14 protein-coding genes and 1 pseudogene are annotated in these 21,362 nt (G+C 63.4%); 3 read left to right on the top strand and 12 right to left on the bottom strand.

Features of this window, described 5'->3' with window-relative positions; genetic code table 11:
• Positions 1–55: 55 nt before the first annotated feature.
• On the top strand, positions 56–2,077 hold the full coding sequence (locus IAE40_RS10800; RefSeq protein ID WP_200603159.1) for an HET-C-related protein: 2,022 nt from the start codon (positions 56–58) through the stop codon (positions 2,075–2,077).
• A gap of 75 nt (positions 2,078–2,152) precedes the next feature.
• On the opposite strand, the gene IAE40_RS10795 is transcribed toward IAE40_RS10800, so the two are convergent.
• Both IAE40_RS10795 and purL read right to left on the bottom strand, forming a co-directional pair.
• The gene (locus IAE40_RS10795; RefSeq protein WP_151925310.1) at positions 2,153–2,464 is read right to left on the bottom strand and encodes an NGG1p interacting factor NIF3; all 312 of its coding nucleotides are present in this window, start codon (positions 2,462–2,464) and stop codon (positions 2,153–2,155) included.
• Positions 2,465–2,467: 3 nt separating this feature from the next.
• Positions 2,468–6,367, bottom strand: coding sequence for a phosphoribosylformylglycinamidine synthase (gene purL / locus IAE40_RS10790; protein WP_200603158.1), 3,900 nt, complete (start codon positions 6,365–6,367; stop codon positions 2,468–2,470).
• Positions 6,368–6,626: 259 nt separating this feature from the next.
• Between purL and mltF the strand changes: the two genes are divergently transcribed.
• Complete coding sequence (gene mltF / locus IAE40_RS10785; protein WP_065863195.1) at positions 6,627–8,084, top strand: membrane-bound lytic murein transglycosylase MltF; 1,458 nt, start codon at positions 6,627–6,629, stop codon at positions 8,082–8,084.
• Between the two features lie 27 nt (positions 8,085–8,111).
• On the opposite strand, the gene tadA is transcribed toward mltF, so the two are convergent.
• The 6 genes and pseudogenes from tadA to IAE40_RS10755 all read right to left on the bottom strand — a co-directional run.
• Positions 8,112–8,591 carry a tRNA adenosine(34) deaminase TadA gene (gene tadA, locus IAE40_RS10780; RefSeq protein ID WP_054894702.1) on the bottom strand — a complete coding sequence of 160 codons (480 nt, stop codon included), beginning with the start codon at positions 8,589–8,591 and terminating at the stop codon, positions 8,112–8,114.
• Complete coding sequence (locus IAE40_RS10775) at positions 8,591–9,973, bottom strand: multicopper oxidase family protein (RefSeq protein WP_200603157.1); 1,383 nt, start codon at positions 9,971–9,973, stop codon at positions 8,591–8,593. The genes tadA and IAE40_RS10775 overlap by 1 nt, the downstream gene beginning before the upstream one ends.
• A gap of 138 nt (positions 9,974–10,111) precedes the next feature.
• On the bottom strand, positions 10,112–11,524 hold the full coding sequence (locus IAE40_RS10770) for a heavy metal sensor histidine kinase (RefSeq protein WP_200603156.1): 1,413 nt from the start codon (positions 11,522–11,524) through the stop codon (positions 10,112–10,114).
• Positions 11,521–12,195: a heavy metal response regulator transcription factor gene (locus IAE40_RS10765; protein WP_054894706.1), complete on the bottom strand. Its 675-nt coding sequence runs from the start codon at positions 12,193–12,195 to the stop codon at positions 11,521–11,523. Before IAE40_RS10765 ends, IAE40_RS10770 begins: the two co-directional genes overlap by 4 nt.
• Positions 12,196–12,261: 66 nt before the next feature.
• On the bottom strand, positions 12,262–12,945 hold the full coding sequence (locus IAE40_RS10760; RefSeq protein WP_253781984.1) for an alpha/beta fold hydrolase: 684 nt from the start codon (positions 12,943–12,945) through the stop codon (positions 12,262–12,264).
• A gap of 364 nt (positions 12,946–13,309) precedes the next feature.
• Positions 13,310–13,495, bottom strand: a pseudogene (locus IAE40_RS10755) (PTS transporter subunit EIIB); the annotation flags it as partial.
• Between the two features lie 143 nt (positions 13,496–13,638).
• Here IAE40_RS10755 and IAE40_RS10750 point away from each other — a divergent pair.
• The gene (locus IAE40_RS10750; protein ID WP_200603155.1) at positions 13,639–16,602 is read left to right on the top strand and encodes a membrane-targeted effector domain-containing toxin; all 2,964 of its coding nucleotides are present in this window, start codon (positions 13,639–13,641) and stop codon (positions 16,600–16,602) included.
• A gap of 91 nt (positions 16,603–16,693) precedes the next feature.
• Here the strand turns inward: IAE40_RS10750 and guaA are convergent, their stop codons facing one another.
• From guaA to IAE40_RS10730, 4 genes are all read right to left on the bottom strand, one after another.
• Complete coding sequence (gene guaA / locus IAE40_RS10745; protein WP_063543246.1) at positions 16,694–18,271, bottom strand: glutamine-hydrolyzing GMP synthase; 1,578 nt, start codon at positions 18,269–18,271, stop codon at positions 16,694–16,696.
• Positions 18,272–18,349: 78 nt separating this feature from the next.
• Complete coding sequence (guaB, locus tag IAE40_RS10740; RefSeq protein WP_054895167.1) at positions 18,350–19,819, bottom strand: IMP dehydrogenase; 1,470 nt, start codon at positions 19,817–19,819, stop codon at positions 18,350–18,352.
• A gap of 101 nt (positions 19,820–19,920) precedes the next feature.
• Positions 19,921–20,472 (bottom strand): hypothetical protein, encoded by a 552-nt coding sequence (locus IAE40_RS10735; protein WP_054895166.1) that lies wholly within the window; start codon positions 20,470–20,472, stop codon positions 19,921–19,923.
• 50 nt (positions 20,473–20,522) lie between these two features.
• On the bottom strand, positions 20,523–21,278 hold the full coding sequence (locus IAE40_RS10730; RefSeq protein WP_054895165.1) for a sulfite exporter TauE/SafE family protein: 756 nt from the start codon (positions 21,276–21,278) through the stop codon (positions 20,523–20,525).
• Positions 21,279–21,362 lie beyond the last annotated feature (84 nt).

Below are 21,362 nucleotides of genomic sequence, written 5' to 3'. Positions count from 1 at the left end.
TCTTGCACCACGCGGCTCACATGCTGGGGACTCCGTCAATTGATGAGTCCCCAGCATGATCCCACTAAGCCTGCACACCCGCTTCGCTCTTGATCGACTCACCGAAATCAGCCGGCCACTCTCAGCACAGGCCTTCCGCGAAATGCTCATCCCTGTGTTCGGTGACGACGTGCCAGACAGTTGCTATCAGCAGCTGCAGGACGCACTACGCGACGGCACGCTGAGCAACCCTCTACACCAGGTGAACCCACAGGTGGCAGGCAAAGCCTGCTACGACAATGCCACGCGTATCATCCACCTGCACCCCGAGGTGATCGCTACCGCGCTGCTGCAGCCACAGGCGGCCTGTGAACTGGCGACCATCCTGCTGCACGAGTTCGGTCATCACCTGGACAACGTTCTGCGCCAAGACTTCACGAAAGGCCTGGACGATGGCTTTGCCTCGATCGCCGAGGATGCAGAGCTCGAGGAAGGTGCGCGCTTCGCCTACCTGATCGGCTGCATGGAGTCAGGCCCAAGCGGTGAGCTGCAGATCGCCCAACTGACCGAAGCAGGCCGAACCATCACCCTGCGAGCCGATGACCAGGCCATGCGTCTGTTCATCCGCCAGAGCCAGGATGAACATGCGCAACGCGCCAACACCAATGAAGGCAGCACCGAGGGCTTTTCTGCGGGCAAGGGCGACAAGAAAAACCCTGAAATGTCCTGGGGGCATGAGTCGATCGAGGAAGACCTCAAGTACGCCGGGTTCAATGAGCAACAACGCAAGGCGATCTATTTCGGCAACTGGCTGCGCGACTACTCGCAGTTGCTCGATCCCAAGCTGGTCCGTGCCGAAGACGCGCCCAAAGAGTTCCCGCGCAAGCTCTCCCGGAAAGTCCTGACCCAACTCGTAGACCTGCTGGCGCTCAAGGCATTTCCCAGCCTGCAATCCACGCCGCAAGAGCGCGCGCACTACATGGTCACACCGCAGATGCTCGGGGTGTATCGTCCTACCGAGCACATCGACAATCCCTACAACCCCAACCCGTCAGCGACTGACCCAAGCACCATCGATGCAGACTTCGAGCCGCCTGTCGCACAGGACGATCCGCGGTTGCAGGTCGATCCGGATACGTCCATGAAGCGCCACATCTTCAGTTCGGTCGATTACATGTGCGAACGACTGCGCGAGGCAATGGCGGCGGGCCCGACCCCTGAGGGCCTGCGCGAATTCGGTGCAGCACTGCACGTGCTGGAAGATTACTTCGCCCACTCCAACTACGCCGAATTGAGCCTGCACAAGCAGGGTCACAACACGGTACTGACCTGGACCGCCCAAGCCGACTGCAAGCACGGCTGGCCCATCGTCACCGGCATGTTCGCCGGCAGCGATGTGATAGCCAGCCTGGCCGAGCCGATGGCCAATGCACTCTTCGCCCCCTCCGGCGACTTCGAGAACATCACGCCAGGGCAGCGCTCGGACACTGAACTGGCGCTGTTGATCCTGCTTCAGGACCACCCCGATCCGCAGTGGCAGGAATACCTGAACAACGCACTCGAAGTTCGCGACACGTTGGCGGACCTGCCAGGGTTCAATATGGCGAGGCGCATTTCCTGGATCACGGGCTCACCGCTGCGCCTTGCAACCGACCTGCCCAAGGTTGGCTACCGGGCCATCCTCAACCTGATCGGCAACTCGGTCGACGATATCCAGACGTACAGAATGGGCAATCCCATGCTCACCGGCTCGACCAATCCGACCCACTCCCAGCTTGCCAAGGACCATGACGTGCATCCGCTGCATACCCTGGCCACCCTGATGGCCCGGGTTGCAGTGCGCGAAGTCGGTTTCGCCATGTTCAAATACTGGGAGGGGGGGCGGTTGCGCGATCCGATCAAGATAGCGCGCAGCTACTTTACCCACCCCAACGACAGCGAATGGCAGGACGAACTGGTCAGCAAATGGGCAAGCGAGCACCCCAAGGAAATTCAGAAATCCAGCGACCCTGCTGTCTTCGAAGCGCTCAACCACGATCATGAGGCGCCAGCGGTGGATGAAAGCGCCTGGGAACGTCTGAAAGGGCTGTTCAGTTAAAACCTGTAGAAACGACAAGCCCCGGCAGAAGACTGCCGGGGCTTGTCGATGTGCAGCAGCAAAATTTCAGCGCACTCAGATGTCCAGCAAAGGCCAGACCTCATACGCCGGCGTTTCATAAGGGTGGCTCTGTTTCAATGCGGCGACCACCTGGCGAACCCGCTCATCGGCCACCACCAACTCCACCTTCCACTCCTCCACCACCTCGACCTGGCCCACCTGCCCGAGGAATGGCTGGCTGCCATCCAACGGGCGGAACTGACCCTGGCCAAGTGTCTGCCAGGCACAGTGATCGTAGTCACCGATACGCCCGCCTCCGGCGGCGAACACGGCGGCCTTGACCACCTCGACGTGGCTGGCGGGGACGAAGAAGGCGAGCTTGTGCACCGCTTAGTTCACCCACACCCGCGCGTTGCGGAACATGCGCATCAGCGCGGCGTCTTCCTGCCAGTCATCCGGACGCCAGGAGTTCTGCACGGCGCGGAACACACGCTCAGGGTGCGGCATCATGATGGTGACGCGACCGTCGCGGCTGGTGAGGCCGGTGATGCCCCGTGGCGAACCGTTCGGGTTGGCCGGATACTGCTCGGTGACCTTGCCGTGGTTGTCGACGAAACGCAGGGCCACGCAACCGGACAGGTCGGCTTCCAGCAGTGCCTCTTCGCTGGCGAACTCGGCATGGCCTTCGCCGTGGGCGATGGCGATCGGCATGCGCGAACCGGCCATGCCCTGCAGGAAGATCGAGTTGGACTTCTGCACCTCGACCATGGCTACACGCGCTTCGAACTGCTCCGAGCGGTTGCGCACGAAGTGCGGCCAGTACTCGGTGCCCGGGATCAGCTCGTGCAGGTTGGACATCATCTGGCAACCGTTGCACACGCCCAGGGCGAAGCTGTCGGTACGCTCGAAGAAGGCCTGGAAAGCATCGCGGGCACGACTGTTGAACAGCGCCGACTTGGCCCAGCCTTCACCGGCGCCCAGTACGTCGCCGTAGGAGAAGCCACCGCAGGCGACCAGGCCCTTGAAGGCTTCGAAGTCGACGCGACCGGCGAGGATGTCGCTCATGTGCACGTCGATCGCGGCAAAGCCTGCACGGTCGAAGGCTGCAGCCATCTCGACCTGGCCGTTGACGCCCTGCTCACGCAGGATCGCCACTTGCGGACGCACACCCTTCTTGATGTAGGGCGCGGCAACGTCTTCGTTGACGTCGTAGCCGAGCTTGACCGACAGGCCTGGATTGTCCTCTTCGAGCAGGACGTCGAATTCCTGGTCGGCGCAGTCGGCGTTGTCGCGCAGGCGCTGGATCTGATAGCTGGTCTCGGCCCACTGGCGCTGCAGCATGCGACGGTCATCGTCGAACAGCACTTCGCCGTTCAGGCTGATGGACACCTCGCCGTTGTTGACCGGCTTGCCGATCACCGCGACGCACTCCTCGCCCAGGCCGGCAGCGCTGAACTGGGCCAGTACGTCCGGCGTGGCGTCCTGGCGAACCTGGATGACCGCGCCCAGCTCTTCGTTGAAGAGGATGGCCGGCACGTCGCCCTTGCTGTCGGTCAGCGGATCGAGTTGCAGGTCGAGGCCGCAATGGCCGGCGAAGGCCATTTCCAGCACGGTGGTGACCAGGCCGCCGTCGGAACGGTCGTGGTAGGCCAGCAGGTGACCGTCGGCGTTCAGACCCTGGATCACGGCGAAGAACGCCTTGAGGTCTTCGGCGTCGTCGACGTCCGGCGCCTGGGCTGCGATCTTGCCGTAGGTCTGGGCCAGGATCGAGGCGCCCATGCGGTTCTTGCCGCGGCCCAGGTCGATCAGGATGAGGTCGGTCTCACCCTTGTCCATGCGCAGTTGCGGGGTCAGGGTCTTGCGGATGTCAGTGACCGGGGCGAAGCCTGTGATGATCAGCGACATCGGCGAGGTGACGCTCTTCTCGACGCCCTCTTCGCTCCACTTGGTCTTCATCGACATCGAGTCTTTGCCGACCGGGATGGTGATGCCCAGCTCGGGGCACAGCTCCATGCCGACAGCCTTCACGGTGTCGTACAGGCGCGCGTCTTCACCTGGGTGGCCGGCAGCGGACATCCAGTTGGCCGACAGCTTGATGTCGGACAGCTTGTCGATGCGCGAGGCGGCCAGGTTGGTGATGGTTTCGCCGATGGCCATGCGCCCGGATGCCGGGGCATCCAGCAGTGCCAGCGGAGTCCGCTCGCCCATGGCCATGGCTTCGCCAGTGTAGACATCGAAGCTGGTGGCGGTGACGGCGCAGTCGGCCACCGGTACCTGCCACGGGCCGACCATCTGGTCGCGGGCGACCAAGCCGGTGATGGTGCGGTCGCCGATGGTGATCAGGAAGCTCTTGCTGGCCACGGCCGGGTGGCTCAGCACGCGCTGCACGGCGGTGTCCAGGTCCAGCCCGCTCGGGTCGAAATCATCGCCCAGCTCGGCTTCGCGGGTGACCGAGCGGTGCATGCGTGGCGGTTTGCCCAGCAGCACGTCGAGCGGCATGTCGACCGGGGTGTTGTCGAAGTGGCTGTCGGTGACGGTCAGGTGCTGTTCTTCGGTGGCTTCGCCGACCACGGCGAACGGGCAGCGCTCACGCTCGCAGATGGCCTTGAAGCGCTCGAAGTCGACAGCGCTGACGGCCAGCACGTAACGCTCCTGCGATTCGTTGCTCCAGATTTCGTGCGGGGCCATGCCCGGCTCGTCGTTGGGCACGTTGCGCAGCTCGAAGCGACCACCGCGGCCACCGTCGTTGACCAGTTCCGGGAAGGCGTTGGAGATGCCGCCGGCGCCGACGTCGTGGATGAAGGCGATCGGGTTGTCGTCGCCCAGCTGCCAGCAGCGGTCGATGACTTCCTGGCAACGGCGCTCCATTTCCGGGTTTTCGCGCTGGACCGAGGCGAAGTCCAGGTCAGCCGAGCTGGCACCGGTGGCCACCGACGAGGCAGCGCCGCCGCCCAGGCCGATCAGCATGGCCGGGCCGCCGAGCACGATCAGCTTGGCGCCGACGGTGATCTCGCCCTTCTGCACGTGGTCTTCACGGATGTTGCCCATGCCGCCGGCGAGCATGATCGGCTTGTGGTAGCCGCGCACTTCTTCACCGTGCGGGGTGTTGATGCTCTGCTCGAAGGTACGGAAGTAGCCGGTCAGGGCCGGACGACCGAATTCGTTGTTGAACGCGGCGCCGCCCAGCGGGCCTTCGATCATGATGTCGAGGGCGTCGACGATGCGCTCAGGCTTGCCGTAGGCCTGCTCCCATGGCTGTTCGAAGCCCGGGATGCGCAGGTTGGATACGGTGAAGCCGGTCAGGCCGGCCTTGGGCTTGGCGCCACGGCCGGTGGCGCCTTCGTCGCGGATTTCGCCGCCGGAGCCGGTGGAGGCGCCGGAGAACGGGGCGATGGCGGTCGGGTGGTTGTGCGTCTCGACCTTCATCAGGATGTGCACCGGCTCCTGCACCGCACCGTACTGGCGGGTTTCAGGATTCGGGAAGAAGCGGCCGGCGACGTTGCCGACGATCACCGAGGCGTTGTCCTTGTAGGCCGACAGCACGCCTTCGTTGTGCATCTGGTAGGTGTTCTTGATCATGCCGAACAGGCTCTTTTCCTGAGCCTGGCCGTCGATGTCCCAACTGGCGTTGAAGATCTTGTGGCGGCAGTGCTCGGAGTTGGCCTGGGCGAACATCATCAGCTCGATGTCGTTCGGGTTGCGCTTGAGCCCCTGGAAGGCGTTGACCAGGTAGTCGATCTCGTCTTCGGCCAGGGCCAGGCCCAGGTCGACGTTGGCCTGGGCCAGGGCGGCGCGGCCACCTGCGAGAATGTCGACCGAGGTCATCGGCTTGGGCTGGGCGTGGCTGAACAGGTCTGCAGCCTGCTCCAGCTGAGTCAGCACGCGCTGGGTCATGCGATCGTGCAGTTCGGCGGACACCTGCGCGACGTCGGCGTCGCTGAGCGAGCCGGCCACGTAGTAGGCGATGCCGCGCTCCAGGCGCTGGATCGACTGCAGGCCGCAGTTATGGGCGATGTCGCTGGCCTTGGAGGCCCAGGGCGAAATGGTGCCCAGGCGCGGCACGACCAGGAACAGGCGGCCGCTCGGCTCCTGTACCGGCACGCTCGGGCCGTACTTGAGCAGACGGCCCAGCACCTGCTGCTGGTCGGCGGTCAGCTCGCCGTCGACGTCGGCGAAGTGGGCGAATTCGGCATACAAACCAGTAACAGCGGGGACTTTCTGGCTCAGTTGCTCGAGTAATTTACCGTGGCGAAAGGCAGAAAGGGCAGGAGCGCCGCGCAGGATCAACATCGTCGGGACAGCCTCAGGAAGGGGTGTGCTTAGAGGCCGTGCATTCTAGCCTAATTCGACGGCTTTCGGCACCCGCCAGAGGGCAATGCTGCCGGGCGGTGGAACCGGACCTGGGGGTCAGAATTCTGCAGGCTGGCCGGAGGGGTTTTCACTGGGCGATCCTCCGAAGGCAAGCCCCCGCAAACACACGACCCGCTACCAGACAAGCTAACGGTTGTCGAGATATGGCGCGGGCGGTCCTTTGCGTATACTGCAACCTATGTTCGCCCACACTGCTTTGCGCCAGCGCTGCGCCAGATGGCTCTTCGCAACCGGACTCTTGCTGATGCTCGGTGCCTGTGTTGAAAAACCCAGCACCCTCGAGCGCGTGAAGGAGGACGGCGTGCTGCGCGTCATAACCCGCAACAGCCCGGCCACCTACTTCCAGGACCGCAACGGCGAAACCGGCTTCGAATACGAGCTGGTCAAACGTTTCGCCGACGATCTGGGCGTCAAGCTGGAGATCGAGACCGCCGACAACCTCGACGACCTGTTCGACCAGTTGGGCAAGCCTTCCGGTCCGGTGCTGGCAGCCGCCGGCCTGGTCAGCAGCGAGCAACGCACCACCCAGGCGAAGTTCTCCCACCCGTATCTCGAAGTCACCCCCCAGGTCATCTACCGCAATGGCCGTTCCCGCCCCACCGAACCCAAGGATTTGATCGGCAAGAAGATCATGGTGCTCAAGGGCAGCAGCCATGCCGAACAGCTGGCTGAACTGAAAAAGCAGTATCCGACGCTTGAATACGAAGAGTCCGACGCTGTTGAGGTGGTCGACCTATTGCGCATGGTCGACGAAGGCCAGATCGACCTGACCCTGGTCGACTCCAACGAACTGGCGATGAACCAGGTGTACTTCTCCAACGTGCGCGTGGCCTTCGACCTGGGCGATGCCCGCGACCAGCGCTGGGCCGTGGCAGCCGGCGAAGACAACAGCCTGCTCAACGAGATCAACGAGTTTCTCGACAAGGCGCAGAAGAACGGCACGCTTCAGCGCCTGAAAGACCGTTATTACGGCCATGTCGACGTGCTTGGCTACGTCGGTGCCTACACCTTCGCCCAGCACCTGCAGCAGCGCCTGCCCAAGTATGAAAAGCACTTCAAGAGCTACGCCAAGGTCGAGCAGGTCGACTGGCGGCTGCTGGCGGCGATCGGTTACCAGGAATCGATGTGGCAGCCCGAGGTGACATCGAAGACCGGCGTACGCGGCCTGATGATGCTGACCCAGCGCACCGCCCAGGCCATGGGCGTGTCCAACCGGCTGGACCCCAGGCAAAGCATCATGGGTGGGGCGAAATACTTCATGCTCATCAAGGAGCAGCTCGACGACAGCATCCAGGAGCCGGACCGCACCTGGTTCGCCCTGGCCGCCTACAACGTCGGCAGCGGCCATCTGGAAGACGCCCGTACCCTCGCCAAGCGCGAAGGCCTGAACCCGAACAAGTGGCTGGACGTGAAGAAGATGCTGCCACGCCTGTCGCAGAAGCAGTGGTACAGCAAGACCAAGTACGGCTACGCCCGCGGCGGCGAGCCTGTGCACTTCGTGGCCAACATCCGCCGCTACTACGACATCCTCACCTGGGTGACCCAGCCGCAGCTCGAGGGACAGGTGGCCGAGGGCAACCTGCATGTGCCTGCGGTCAACAAAGACAAGCCGGCGGAGCAATCACCGCCGATGTAACCCTGCAGCGGCCTCTTGGCGGGCAAGTCAGGACTTGGCCCGGCGCGCCTTGAAGAAGTCGCTGAGAATCTGCCCGCACTCCTGCGCCAGCACGCCCCCCTCCACCAACACCCGATGATTCAAAAAGCCCTGGGTGAAGAACTGTCCCTGGCTCTGCACCACCCCCGCCTTGGGCTCCAGCGCCCCATACACCACCCGCTCTATCCGCGAATGGACGATCAGGCCCGCACACATGCTGCAGGGCTCGAGGGTCACATACAGGGTGCTGCCCGGCAGCCGATAGTTGCTGACAGCCTTGGCTGCATCGCGAATGGCGACCATTTCGGCGTGGGCGCTGGGGTCATTGTCGGTGATCGGTCGGTTGAAGCCACGGCCGATCACCTGCCCCTGCTGCACCAGCACCGCACCTACCGGCACCTCCCCCAGCAAGGCGCCTTCAGCCGCCAGTTCCAGGGCCAACTGCATGAATGCCTGATCGCCGCTGCGATCGATGATCCGCGGACGCATCAGACCACCGCGATCGCGGCCATCAGGCCGGTTTCCATGTGGTCGATCACATGGCAGTGGAACATCCAGGTGCCCGGGTTATCCGCTACCAGGGCCACCTGGGCACGCTCGTTCTTGCCCAACAGGTAGGTGTCGGTGAACCAAGGCTCGGTGATCTTGCGGCGATTGGAGGCGATCACCTTGAAACTCATGCCGTGCAGGTGGATAGGGTGCTGGTACTGGGTCATGTTCTTCAGCTCGAAGATATAGCTGTTGCCCTTTTTCAGCGTGGCAATCGGCCGGTCGGCACAGGTCTTGTCGGTGATGTCCCAGGCCTGGCCGTTGATCTGCCACAGACTCGGTGGCTTGCCGTTTTCGGTGTTCACCGAAACCTGGCCCGCCCATTCGAAATTGAAGTTCAGCTTCTCGGCCTTCTCCAGGTCCGGCTCGGCGACCGGGTTCGGCGGCAGCGCCTTGGGCCAGTCGCTCGGCGCCTCGCTGCTGGCGACCGAACGCAGGGTGCCCAGGCGCACGAAGCCGTCGCGCAGGGAAATTTCCTCGCCGGCCTCGGGAATTCGGATGGCCAGGCAGATGCGCATGCCGGGGCCAAGCCAGTAGTCGTCCTCGAGCGGCCTCGGGGTCACCGGGTTGCCGTCGAGCGCATAGATCATCGCCTCGCAGTTGCCCTTGAGGTTGATGCGGTAGGTCCAGGTGTTGTCCAGGTTGAGCAGCCGCACACGCACCACTTGGCCGGCGGGCAACTCGGTGACCGCCTCGGCCTGGCCATTGATGGTGATCAAGCGCCCAGCGGTGCCATTGCGCGCGGCCTCGCGAGGCACGCTGAACGGCATGAATTCGCCCTGCTCGTCCACGTGCCAGGTCTTCAGGCTCAGGGTGCGTTCATGCCTGAAGCCGGTCGGCTCGCGCTCCTCGACGATCAGCGGCCCGACCAGGCCCCGCCCCAACTCCTCGGAGCTGCTGACATGTGGGTGGTACCAGTAACTGCCGGCATCGGGCACGCGGAACTTGTAGTCGAAGAACTCACCCGGCTTGACCGGCAATTGCGACACGTAGGGTACACCGTCCATTTCCAGCGGCAGGCGGATGCCATGCCAGTGGATGGTGGTTTCAACCGGCAGGTGATTGATGAAGCGTACCCGCAACCAGGTGCCCTGGCGCACCCGCAACTCGGTGCCGGGTGCCGAGGGCCCGAAAGCCCAGGCTTCGGTCTTGAAACCGGGAACCAGCTCGACATCCAGGGGCGCCGCGATCAGCTCGTAGTCGTGCCCGGCATTGTCGTCCTCGACCTTGCCCAGCCAGTAGCGAGCCGCGCCTCCGGCGCCCAGGCCAACCACGACGAGGCCGGTCAGGCCCTTGAGCATTTGTCGACGGGTAAAGGACATACGTGCAGGTACCTCGTTTTGCGCAATCAAGCTGCCAGCACCGCTGGCAATGAAGGGCGAATACGATACACCTGCAATTGAGAAAGATTAAGTGAACTGTTGTCGCGCTGCTGCACGAGGCCGGCTTCAGCGGGACCTTCAAGGGCTGGGTGGCCTATCGTGGCTGACGCGCGGGAACGCGAGGGTGAAACAGGTCGCCCCCTCGCTGCTTTCGGCCCAGCAGCGTCCCTGGTGCAATTGCATGATCGAGCGCACGATCGACAGACCCAGCCCGCTGGACTGTGACGAATGCTGGCGCGAGGCATCGACCCTGTAGAAACGTTCGAACACGCTTTCCAGGTGCTCAGGGGCGATTGCCTGCCCACGGTTGCGCACCCGGATCAACACCTCATCGCCCTGCTCACCGGCGGTCACTTCGATGACACTGCCCGGTTCGCCAAAGCGCACCGCATTGGCCAACAGGTTGGCCAGCGCCCGGCGCAGCAACGCGGCGTCGGCCCACACCGAGCCTTCGCCATGCCACGCCAGCCGTACGTCGCGCTCGCAGGCGAGGTCTTCGAAGTAGTCGCACAGACGCCCCAACTCCTGGGCCAACTCCAGCCCGGTGCGATCGATAGGGTGGTCGGCATGCTCGGCGCGGGCCAGGAACAGCATGTTGTCGATCATCCGCGACAGCCGTTGCAACTCCTCGAAGTGCGAGCCCAGCAGGCGCTGGTAGTAATGCGGCTCACGCACCTGACCGAGGCCGACTTCAGTCTGGCCAAGCAGATTGTTGATGGGTGTGCGCAAATCATGGGCCATGTCGGCACTGACCTGCTTGAGTTGCTCGAAACCGCGTTCGAGCCGCGCCAGCATGGCATTGAACTGCTCGATCAGGGCATCCAGCTCGGCGGGTGCATCGTCGCGCTGCAGCCGCTGCGACAAGGTGCCGACGCCAATGGTTGCCGTCTGGCGCGCCAACCGGCGCAGTGGCGACATGCCGCGGCGGGCGAGCAGATAGGCCAGGGCTGCCGCCAGCACGGCCATCACCGACGAGAACAGGATGATGTTGTCGCGGTACTCGCGCAGGATGCGGGTGCGCTCGGTCAGCAAGCGCCCCGACAGAATTTCCAGTGCCGCACCGCCACCCGGTGGCTCGCTGAGTACTGCGGTATAGATGAAGGGCGTGCCATCGGCGGTGGTGCTGCGCTGCACCGCATCCAGCCCCAGTGCTTCCCCCGCAGGCAGAGGCGTGACCTGCGGCACCTCGCGGCGCCCTGGATTGACCTCCAGCAGCGGCGCCCCGGCGACCGGCCGGATGACCAGCAAGGATTCGGTATTGCCCAGCATGTTGGCGAACAGCTGCGGCTTGTCACGCACCAACGCGCGGGCGTCCATGTCACGCAGCAGGGTACGGATCTGCTCGACGCGGGTCAGCAGCGCGCCGTCGTCACGCAGCGCCAGTTGCTGCCCGAGTGCGACATACAGCGCGCCGCCCAGCAGAGCCAGGGCGACGAACGAAAAGGTTGCCAGCAACACCGCCAGGCGCACGGTCAGCGACAGGCGCCTCATGCCTCGAGCTCGCAGCGATAGCCGACGCCGTGCACGGTATGGATCAGGCGCACCGCGAAGGGTTCGTCGACTTTCTGCCGCAGGCGCCGCACCGCGACATCCACCACGTTGGTGTCGCTGTCGAAATTCATGTCCCACACCCGCGATGCGAGGAAGGTGCGCGACAGCACCTGCTCGGGATGCTGGAGAAAACACGCCAGCAACTTGAACTCCTTGCTGGTCAGGTCGATGCGCATACCTGCGCGTTCGCAGCGGTGCTTGCCCAGGTCCAGGCGCAGGTCACCCAGGCTGAGGATCTCTTCATCCGGCTGCGCCTGGCCGCGGCGCAGGATGATGCGGATGCGCGCCAGCAGTTCGGCGAAGGAGAATGGCTTGACCAGGTATTCATCAGCGCCAAGCTCAAGGCCACGCAGCCGATCTTCGAGCGTGCCACGGGCGCTGAGGAACAACACGGGGGTACGGGTCTGTGCGCGCAGTTTTTGCATCACGGCCCAGCCATCGAGCCCGGGCAGCATCACGTCGAGCAGGATCAGGTCGTAGGGTGTCTCGCGGGCCATGTGCAGGCCGTCGATACCATTGTCGGCATGATCGACACTGTAGCCGGCCTCGCCCAGGCCACCGGCCAGGTAGTCGGCGGTCTTGGCTTCGTCTTCGATGATAAGGATTTTCACTGACCCGCGTCTCCAACCCGCCTGCCGGCACCGACGAAGTATAGCGTGGTGCCAGGCCGGGCTGGCTCAGTTGCCTGGAACATGCGCGGCTTGCAGGATCAGCTTGGCCACCGCTTGCGGCTGGGAAATCAGCGAGACGTGGCTGGCATCGAGCTCGACGGTGTGGGCGTTCATGCGCTTGGCCATGAAACGCTGCTGCTCGGTGTTGATGGTACGGTCCTGGGTCGAGACGGCGTACCAGGTGGGCTTGTCTTTCCATGCCGCGACGGTGGTCTTGGCGGTCTTGATGCCAACACCGATGGGCTGCTGGACGGCGTAGTAGGTTTCGGCCTCGGCCTTGGGCAGGTCGCCGGCGAAATCGTTGACGAAGGCATTTTCGCTGAGCATGCCGTAACCGTCGGCGGACCACTGCAGGCCAGCCCCCGCCGGCGCTGCCGGGAAGCGCTTGGTCAGCGCCGGGTAGTCTTCGCCCGCTTCCGGAGCACGGGCGGCGATGTAGACCAGACCTTTGACCTTTTCCGAATCACCGGCCTGGCTGATGACCATGCCGCCGTAGGAGTGACCGACCAGGATCACCGGGCCGTCCTGCTGGGCCAGCGCCCGGTTGACAGCTGCGACGTCGTCGTCGAGCGAGGTGGTCGGGTTCTGGACTGCGGTCACGTGCAGGCCTTTGGCTTGCAGCAACGGAATCACCTTGGCCCAGCTGGACGCATCGGCGAACAGGCCGTGAACCAGCACGATGTTCTTCACTTCCTGCGGCGCGCTATCGGCGGCCCAGGTGGAGGTGGCGGCGAAGGCCGCGCCGGTGAGTGACAGGGCAAGGACGAGCGAGCGGAGTTTCATGGCGGTTTCCTCTGGATGCGTACGGGAGTGAGCTCACTGTACGAAGCCAGGGGAAACCGGGGCATGACCCGGTCATTACAAAAGAATGACGGAGCTGGGCACGCCTGTGCCGGCCTCATCGCGGGACCAGCCCGCTCCCACAGAATGGACTGCCCCCAAGAAGTTGGACACCAATCCAACCTTTGGGGGCAGCTCAGAGGCACCATGATCTTGCGCCTGTGGGAGCGGCGGTTCGCCGCTGCGACTGGTCCCGCGATAGGGCCGGAACAGGCTACATAACCCCCACCAGCAGGTGCACGACCCCACCCACCAGCACCATGACCCCGGGGACCCCGGTCGCCTTCAGCGCGCCCTCGTCCAGCCGCGCCGGATCCAGCAACTGCACGCGCACGCGGGTCAATGCGACGCGCTGCTGCGACTGGAGATTTCCTGCCCCACCCAATGCCGCCGACACCTCTTCAAGTTCTACCTTTCGGATATAGCGCGGCGGTAGGCCTTGGCCTCCTGTGGCCCATCAGCGCACAAGCTGAAATAGATACCGCGGGGCACCACCCGCGCTCGGCCACGCTTGCAACCCCATTCAGCCACGAGTCGACACCCATGGGTTTGCAACTGTTGATGCCCCACGCCGAGCAGGAACTGCGCGATCTCGCCGAGTCCCTGGTCGCAGCCTGCCCCGACATGCGCCAGATGGCCCGCGATACTGCGGCATCAATCCTGCGCAAGCACGGCCACCCCGATCTGGACCCCGATCACGTGCACCTCAACCGCTTCGAGGCCGCCCAGAGCAGCCCGAGAACCTTCAGCGGCTGGGAGCACCATGATGCGCCATACCAGTCGTTCACCCTGCCGCAATTGGTGATGCACCGTTTCGATGTCCATGACCAGGACAACAGTGACCTGCTCGGCTACCTGAGCGGCTTCTACTGCGACGGTCCGGGACAGGCGGTCTATGACGAGCACAACGAGATCGCGCTGCAGCCACAGGATGTACTGGAGGATTTCTGGGACATCGACTTCAGCACCCTGTTCCAGGAAAAATTGGCGACTTTCTGGCGCGACCATGCAGATGACTACCGTCTACTGGCGAAGGTCAACTTCCTGAGCAAGGTGATCGAAACCTGTGCGGCCGACCCCACCAGCGAACTGGCGGTCCGTGCCCGACGCGTGGCCAAGGCCATCACCGGGCTGGGCGTGCAGACTCCGAAACTCACCCAGTTACGCCAATCCAACGTTGCCGAAAGCGGCTATCGCGTCTGTACGTTCGATATCGCAGGCTACATCGCGAGCGACTGGCTGCGCATCGAAATGGAAGATGGCCAGCAACTGCTCTATACCCCAGGTGACGAGGAGGCGCTGCACCTGTTTGCCACCCGCAAGGACTTGTACTGGTGGGTACTGAACAACACCAATCACGCCGACAACCGCACGCGTTTCATGAGCCACTTCCCGCTATCGGCCAATGACCAGTCCGGTGATTCGGTCGGTCTCAACCACATGATCGACCTGCTGTTCTACAACTGGGGTGGGGATGATCATCACTGCCTCAACCAGGTCGATCGCACCATCGCCGGTGATGCGTTCAGCCATCTGCGTGACAGTGCACGGCAACGCATGAACGACGACGCGCACTTTGCCCTGCGCTCCAATGGCGACCTGCGCAAACAGATGTGGATCGGCTACCTGGCGGCATTCGCCAAGGTGTTCGGGCCCATAGCGGCGATTGACTGGCCGATCGCGTTGGCCGCAGTGGGGGCGGGTATCGCCGACATGGGGCTGAACATCGATCAAGCGGTCAACGGCCATACCACAGGGGAACGTCAGGCTGGGGTCAAAGGGGCAATATTTGCGGCCATCGATACACTCTTCAACGCCACCATGCTGCACAGTGCCGCCGGCAAAATCGAGTCTGTGAGCGAGTTGGCGGGTGAGGCCGAGGCAGCAAGCGGAACGGAGCCGGCAGTACAGCCGGAGCCGTCTGCTGAAACAGAACCGGTTGAAGAACTCGAAACTGCAACGGTCGAGGATGTCCAGGCCTGGGTGCCGGAATCCTTCAGGCCAGCCGAGAAGCGGGTGATGCTCGAGCCCTATGAAACCAACATCATACTGAGCGCCCCTGAAGGCAGCGGTGGTCAACCCGGCATCTATCTTCAACATGGCAATTTCTATGTACTGATCGACGACGAGCCGTATCAGGTCCGCTATGTGAACGAGATGCGCGGCTGGGTCGTGATCGATCCGCAAAACCCCTACTCCTTCTACCGCAACATCCCCATCGCCATGGATGACCAGGGGCTATGGCAGCCATTGGAGCGACCGGGCCTGAAGGGCGGGATGATGCCGCGCAAACTTCTCAAGCTCTGGGGAAGGGTGACATCCCCATCGATGCCCGAACCCCTTCCAACCTCCGCCTACGACATACCAGCCGACATGCGTCCCAGGCTCGAGAGCTCGGCGAACAGCCCCGGTGACGAGCGCGTGCTGAACGGTACGATGTTCAACCCTGACCCGGAAATCGAAAGGGCGAACGGTGTATTTCGGGAAACCAGGGATCGCCTGGCCGCCGATGCAAAGGGATACCTCGCCTCGGTGCAGACCCCACCGCGTCCCAAACTGCCCGAACTGGCACGCGAGGCGACGCCCAAGCAAATCATCCGTGGTGTTTTCGAGAACAGCCAAGGCATGGTCATCGGCGAAGCCCACTCACAGGTCGGCAGCAAGAAATTCCTGATCGACAACATGGCGCTGCTGAAGCGGGAAAAGGTGAAGGTGCTTTACCTGGAACACTTCATGACCGACTTCCAGCAGACCGACCTCGACCTGTTCAACCGCAGCGGCGAGATGCCCGCGACGTTGAAAACCTATGTGCGCAGCCTGGACCTGGGTTTTCGCCTGCACGGGTTTGAGCGATATACCTTCGAGAACCTGCTGCTCGAAGCCCAGAGAAATGGCATTCGCCTGCAGTCCATCGATTGCATGGCGAGCTACCGGCAAGCATGGGCTCAAGCACCTTCACCGGTGATCCGCCAGCAGATGATGAACTTCTATGCCCACGAGGTCATCGCCGCGGATCAAGGGCGCGCAGCCAGCAAATGGGTCGCACTGGTCGGCAATTCGCACGCCAATACTTTCGAGCAGGTGCCGGGGATGAGCGAACTCGAGGGCGTGACGGGCATGCGTGTGGAAGACATTGCCCTCGACCAGCCAGGTGGGATCGGCAATGACCCAGGGCTCACCGTGGTGCAGGATGATCTTTCGGTTCGGCGGGTAAAAAGCGACCTGCGCCTGCAGGTACCTGTTCGCCAACCCGAGCCTGCGGGCAGGAACTTCGAGCAGACATTGCGCAACATCGGCAGCTTTACCATCGATAGCCAGGACAACGTGTTGCAACTGATCCATCGCAGCAACAGCGGACAATTGCAATACACGCCGATCCTGGAGGAAGGATCCCGTTTCTACATCGACAAGCCGAACTGGCCCTGGATCAGCGGCCGTCGTCTGCGCGACCTGCAGGAACTGCGTACCGCCCTGACCAACAGAGGGCTGCGCTACGTCTGGATCTGATGCGAGGCCGTTACGGTCAGAGGCCTTAAGTACAGAAGCCCGCTATTACGCGGGCTTCTGTGCATTTAACGCGGGTTGTATTCGCGCGGGATCATTCCCACTCGATCGTCGCCGGCGGCTTGCTCGACACGTCGTAGGTCACCCGCGAGATGCCTTCGATCTCGTTGATGATACGACCGCTCACAGTCTCCAGCAGCTCGTACGGCAGGTGCGCCCAGCGTGCGGTCATGAAGTCCACGGTCTCGACGGCGCGCAGCGCCACGACCCAGGCGTAGCGACGGCCATCGCCGACCACGCCGACCGATTTGACCGGCTGGAACACCACGAACGCCTGGCTGGTCTTGTGGTACCAGTCGGCCTTGCGCAGTTCTTCGATGAAGATGTGGTCGGCGCGACGCAGGAGGTCGGCGTACTCTTTCTTCACTTCACCGAGGATGCGCACGCCCAGGCCTGGGCCCGGGAATGGGTGGCGGTAGACCATGTCGTACGGCAGGCCCAGTTCCAGGCCGATCTTGCGCACTTCGTCCTTGAACAGTTCACGCAGCGGCTCGACCAGCTTGAGGTTCATTTCCTCCGGCAGGCCACCGACGTTGTGGTGCGACTTGATCACGTGGGCCTTGCCGCTCTTGGCGCCAGCCGACTCGATCACGTCCGGGTAGATGGTGCCTTGGGCGAGGAACTGGATGTTCTCGAGCTTGCTGGCTTCGGCATCGAATACGTCGATGAAGGTGCGGCCGATGATCTTGCGCTTCTTCTCCGGATCGGCTTCGCCTTCCAGGTTGCCGAGGAACTGTGCTTCGGCATCGGCACGGATCACCTTGACGCCCATGTTCTCCTTGAACATGGCCATCACCTGGTCGCCTTCGTGCAGACGCAGCAGGCCGTTGTCGACGAATACGCAGGTCAGCTGATCGCCGATGGCGCGGTGCAGCAGCGCGGCAACCACCGAGCTGTCGACGCCGCCAGACAGGCCCAGCAGGACGTTGGCCGAACCGACTTGCTCACGCACCTGGGCGATGGCGTCTTCGACGATGTTCGATGGGGTCCACAGGGCTTCGCAGCCGCAGATGTCCTGGATGAAGCGCGAGAGGATGCGACCGCCCTGCTTGGTGTGGGTCACTTCCGGGTGGAACTGCACGCCGTAGTAGCCGCGGGCATCGTCGAACATGCCGGCGATCGGGCAGCTCGGGGTGCTGGCCAGCACGTGGAAGTCGCCCGGCATCTGGGTGACCTTGTCGCCGTGGCTCATCCACACGTCCAGGCCCAGCACGCCGTCAGCGTCGATATGATCTTCGATGCCGTCGAGCAGGCGGCTCTTGCCGACCACGTCGACGCGGGCGTAGCCGAACTCGCGCAGCTCGGAACCTTCGACCTTGCCGCCCAGTTGCTCGGCCATGGTCTGCATGCCGTAGCAGATGCCCAGCAGCGGTACGTTAAGGTCGAACACGGCCTGCGGCGCACGCGGGCTGTTGGCTTCGTGGACCGACTCGGGGCCACCGGCCAGGATGATGCCGCGCGGGTTGAAGGCGCGGATCGCTTCATCGTCCATATCGAACGGGTGCAGTTCGCAGTAGACACCGATCTCGCGCACGCGGCGGGCGATCAGCTGGGTGTACTGGGAACCGAAATCGAGGATCAGGATTCGGTGAGCGTGAATGTCGAGGGCCATGACTCAATCTCGTCAGTGGAAATCGGAAACGACGCGGGGCTGTTCGTGACAGCCCCGCTCTCGGTTGTTGCTGAAGCCTCAGCCTACGCGGTAGTTAGGGGCTTCCTTGGTGATCTGCACGTCGTGCACGTGGGACTCGGCCATGCCGGCACCGGTGATGCGCACGAACTCCGGCTTGGTGCGCATCTCTTCGATGGTCGCGCTGCCGGTGTAGCCCATGGAGGAACGCAGCCCGCCCATCAGCTGGTGGATGATCGCGGCCAGGGCACCCTTGTAAGGGACGCGGCCTTCGATACCTTCCGGAACCAGCTTCTCGGCACCGGCCGAGGAGTCCTGGAAGTAGCGGTCCGAAGAACCCTGCGCCTGTGCCATGGCACCCAGCGAACCCATGCCGCGGTAAGCCTTGTACGAACGGCCCTGGAACAGCTCGACTTCACCCGGGGCTTCTTCGGTACCGGCGAACATCGAGCCCATCATCACGCACGAAGCGCCGGCAACGATGGCCTTGGACAGGTCACCGGAGAAACGGATACCGCCGTCGGCGATCAGTGGCACACCCGTGCCTTCCAATGCTGCGGCGACGTTGGCGATGGCGCTGATCTGCGGCACGCCGACACCGGCGACGATACGGGTGGTGCAGATCGAGCCTGGGCCGATGCCGACCTTGACAGCATCGGCGCCGGCCTCGGCCAGGGCCTTGGCGGCGGCACCGGTAGCGATGTTGCCGCCGATCACCTGCACCTGCGGGTAGTTCTCCTTGACCCAGCGAACGCGGTCGATCACGCCTTTGGAGTGGCCGTGGGCGGTGTCGACCACCACCACGTCAACACCAGCGGCAACCAGGGCGGCTACGCGCTCGCCGGTGTCCTTGCCGGTGCCGACTGCAGCGCCGACGCGCAGGCGACCCTGGTCGTCCTTGCTGGCCAGTGGGTAGGCCTTGGCTTTTTCGATGTCCTTGACGGTCATCATGCCCTTGAGCGCGAACTTGTCGTCGACGATCAGGACTTTTTCCAGGCGGTGCTTGTGCAGCAGCTCGCGGACTTCGTTCTTGTCGGCGCCTTCACGGACGGTGACCAGACGCTCCTTGGGAGTCATCACGTCGCGTACCTTGGCTTCCAGACGCGTCTCGAAACGCACGTCGCGGGAAGTGACGATACCGACCAGGTCACCGTTTTCCAGCACCGGAACACCCGAGATGTTGTTCAGGCGGGTCAGGTCGAACAGGTCGCGCACGGTGGCGTCGGCATCGATGGTGATCGGATCCTTGACCACGCCAGCCTCGAACTTCTTGACCTTGCGTACTTCGCCGGCCTGCTGTTCGATGGTCATGTTCTTGTGGATGATGCCGATGCCGCCTTCCTGAGCCATGGCGATGGCCAGGCGCGCTTCGGTCACGGTATCCATGGCGGCGGAGACCAGTGGAATGTTCAGCTCGATGCCACGGGTCAAACGGGTCTTGAGACTGACTTCATTGGGCAGTACCTCGGAGTAACCAGGTACAAGGAGGATATCGTCGAAGGTCAGGGCTTCTTGGCTGATACGCAGCATCGCGGGGGCTCCCGGGCGGGAAAAATGGAAGCGCGCCATTATACTCATCCATGGCGCGCCGCTCAATGCAAAAAAGGGGCCTTCGGTCCAGTTCCTGCCGCTCAGGCCACCTTCACCTGCACCACGGCGACCGGCTGATCCAGCCAGTCGGCGAAACTGTCGAGGAACGCCTGGGTAAACCCGGCCTCGCCCCAGTTGTTGAAGATGAACCCCAGGTTGGAAAAGGCACAGGGTTGCAGATAAAGAAAGCCGTTGATGTCGTCCTCGAAGCCGCACAGGGGGCAGGTGAAGTTGTCACTGACGCCGGGCATCCACTCTTCCAGGCTTTCGAACAGCGGCTCGCCGACCTCACGCCGACACTCAGGGCACCCCGCTTCCTCGCGAAAACCGTCGGTGGGGGTATAGATGCAGCGCTTGAGCATCACCTCCAGGCCGTTGACCGGCTCGCCGAAGGGCAGTTTCTCGGGATGCAGCGCCACCTTGCGCGCGCCTTGGGCCAGGGCATGCCCCATGCGATTGCCGGTGCGCCCGCAGGTGCTCAGTTGCTCCTCGACGATCTTCTCGCGCACCAGCCAGCGCAGGATCGCCCTGGCACGGGCCTCGTGAACCGGAACGGTGGACTGCTTGGGGACGATGATGCTCTGGGTGTTCATGAACGGGGCGGGCCTGAAAACTGCGGTAATCGCGTAATTCTACGCCCTGCTCAGCCGCTCAGGTAGCGACCGATCAGCGCCACCCCGCTGGCCAGCACCAGCCAGGTGACCAGCCGCACGAAGGCTTCGCGGGATAGTTTCAGGCTCAGGCGCCTGCCGACCCAGAGCCCTGCGAACATCACCGGCAGCAGGCAGGCTGCCAGCATCAACAGGCTGGCGTCGGCATAGACCCCGGCGATCAGGAACAGCGACAGGCGCACCAGGGTGCTGCAACTGATCAGCGCGCTCTGGGTAGCGCGTACCTGCTCCTTCACCTCCAGCCGGGCGCTCAGGTAGATCGCATAGAGGAAGCCACCGCTGCCGAACAGTGCCCCGAACAGCCCGCCAATCGTGCCCATCGGCACCGCCCACAGCCCGGACAGCTTCGCCGGCCGCACCTTCACCGCCAGGCTGTAGATAGCATAGGCGGTAACGAACAGGCCCATCAGCAACAGCAGCAGGTCGGATTTCAGGTGCAGCAGGAACACCACGCCCAAGGTACAACCCACTGCCATGCACGGCAGCAAACGCAGCAGTTCGCCGCGAACCACATCGCGGCGCGAGGGCAGCAGGTTGCCGAAGGCGGCGACGAAGTCCAGCAGCACCAGCAGGGGGATGATCCGCGACAACGGCATGAAGTGGATCAGTACCGGGCCGGCCACCAAGGCGGTACCGAAGCCGGCGATGCCGAAGACGATGTAGGCGGCGGCGATGGCCAGCAGGATGGGGAGCCATTCCAATGGGGTGGCGGGGAGAAGTTCAAGCATCGTGCCGAGTCCTGAGGTAGTCCTTTGGGGGTGGGCGGGAAATACACTGGAGCTTACAGGATTTGACCTTGATAAGCCCCCCCC

It is taken from the genome of Pseudomonas sp. S44, assembly GCF_016624805.1.
GTDB classification, from domain to species: domain Bacteria; phylum Pseudomonadota; class Gammaproteobacteria; order Pseudomonadales; family Pseudomonadaceae; genus Aquipseudomonas; species Aquipseudomonas machongensis.
This window is presented reverse-complemented; position numbering and strand designations above follow the sequence as displayed.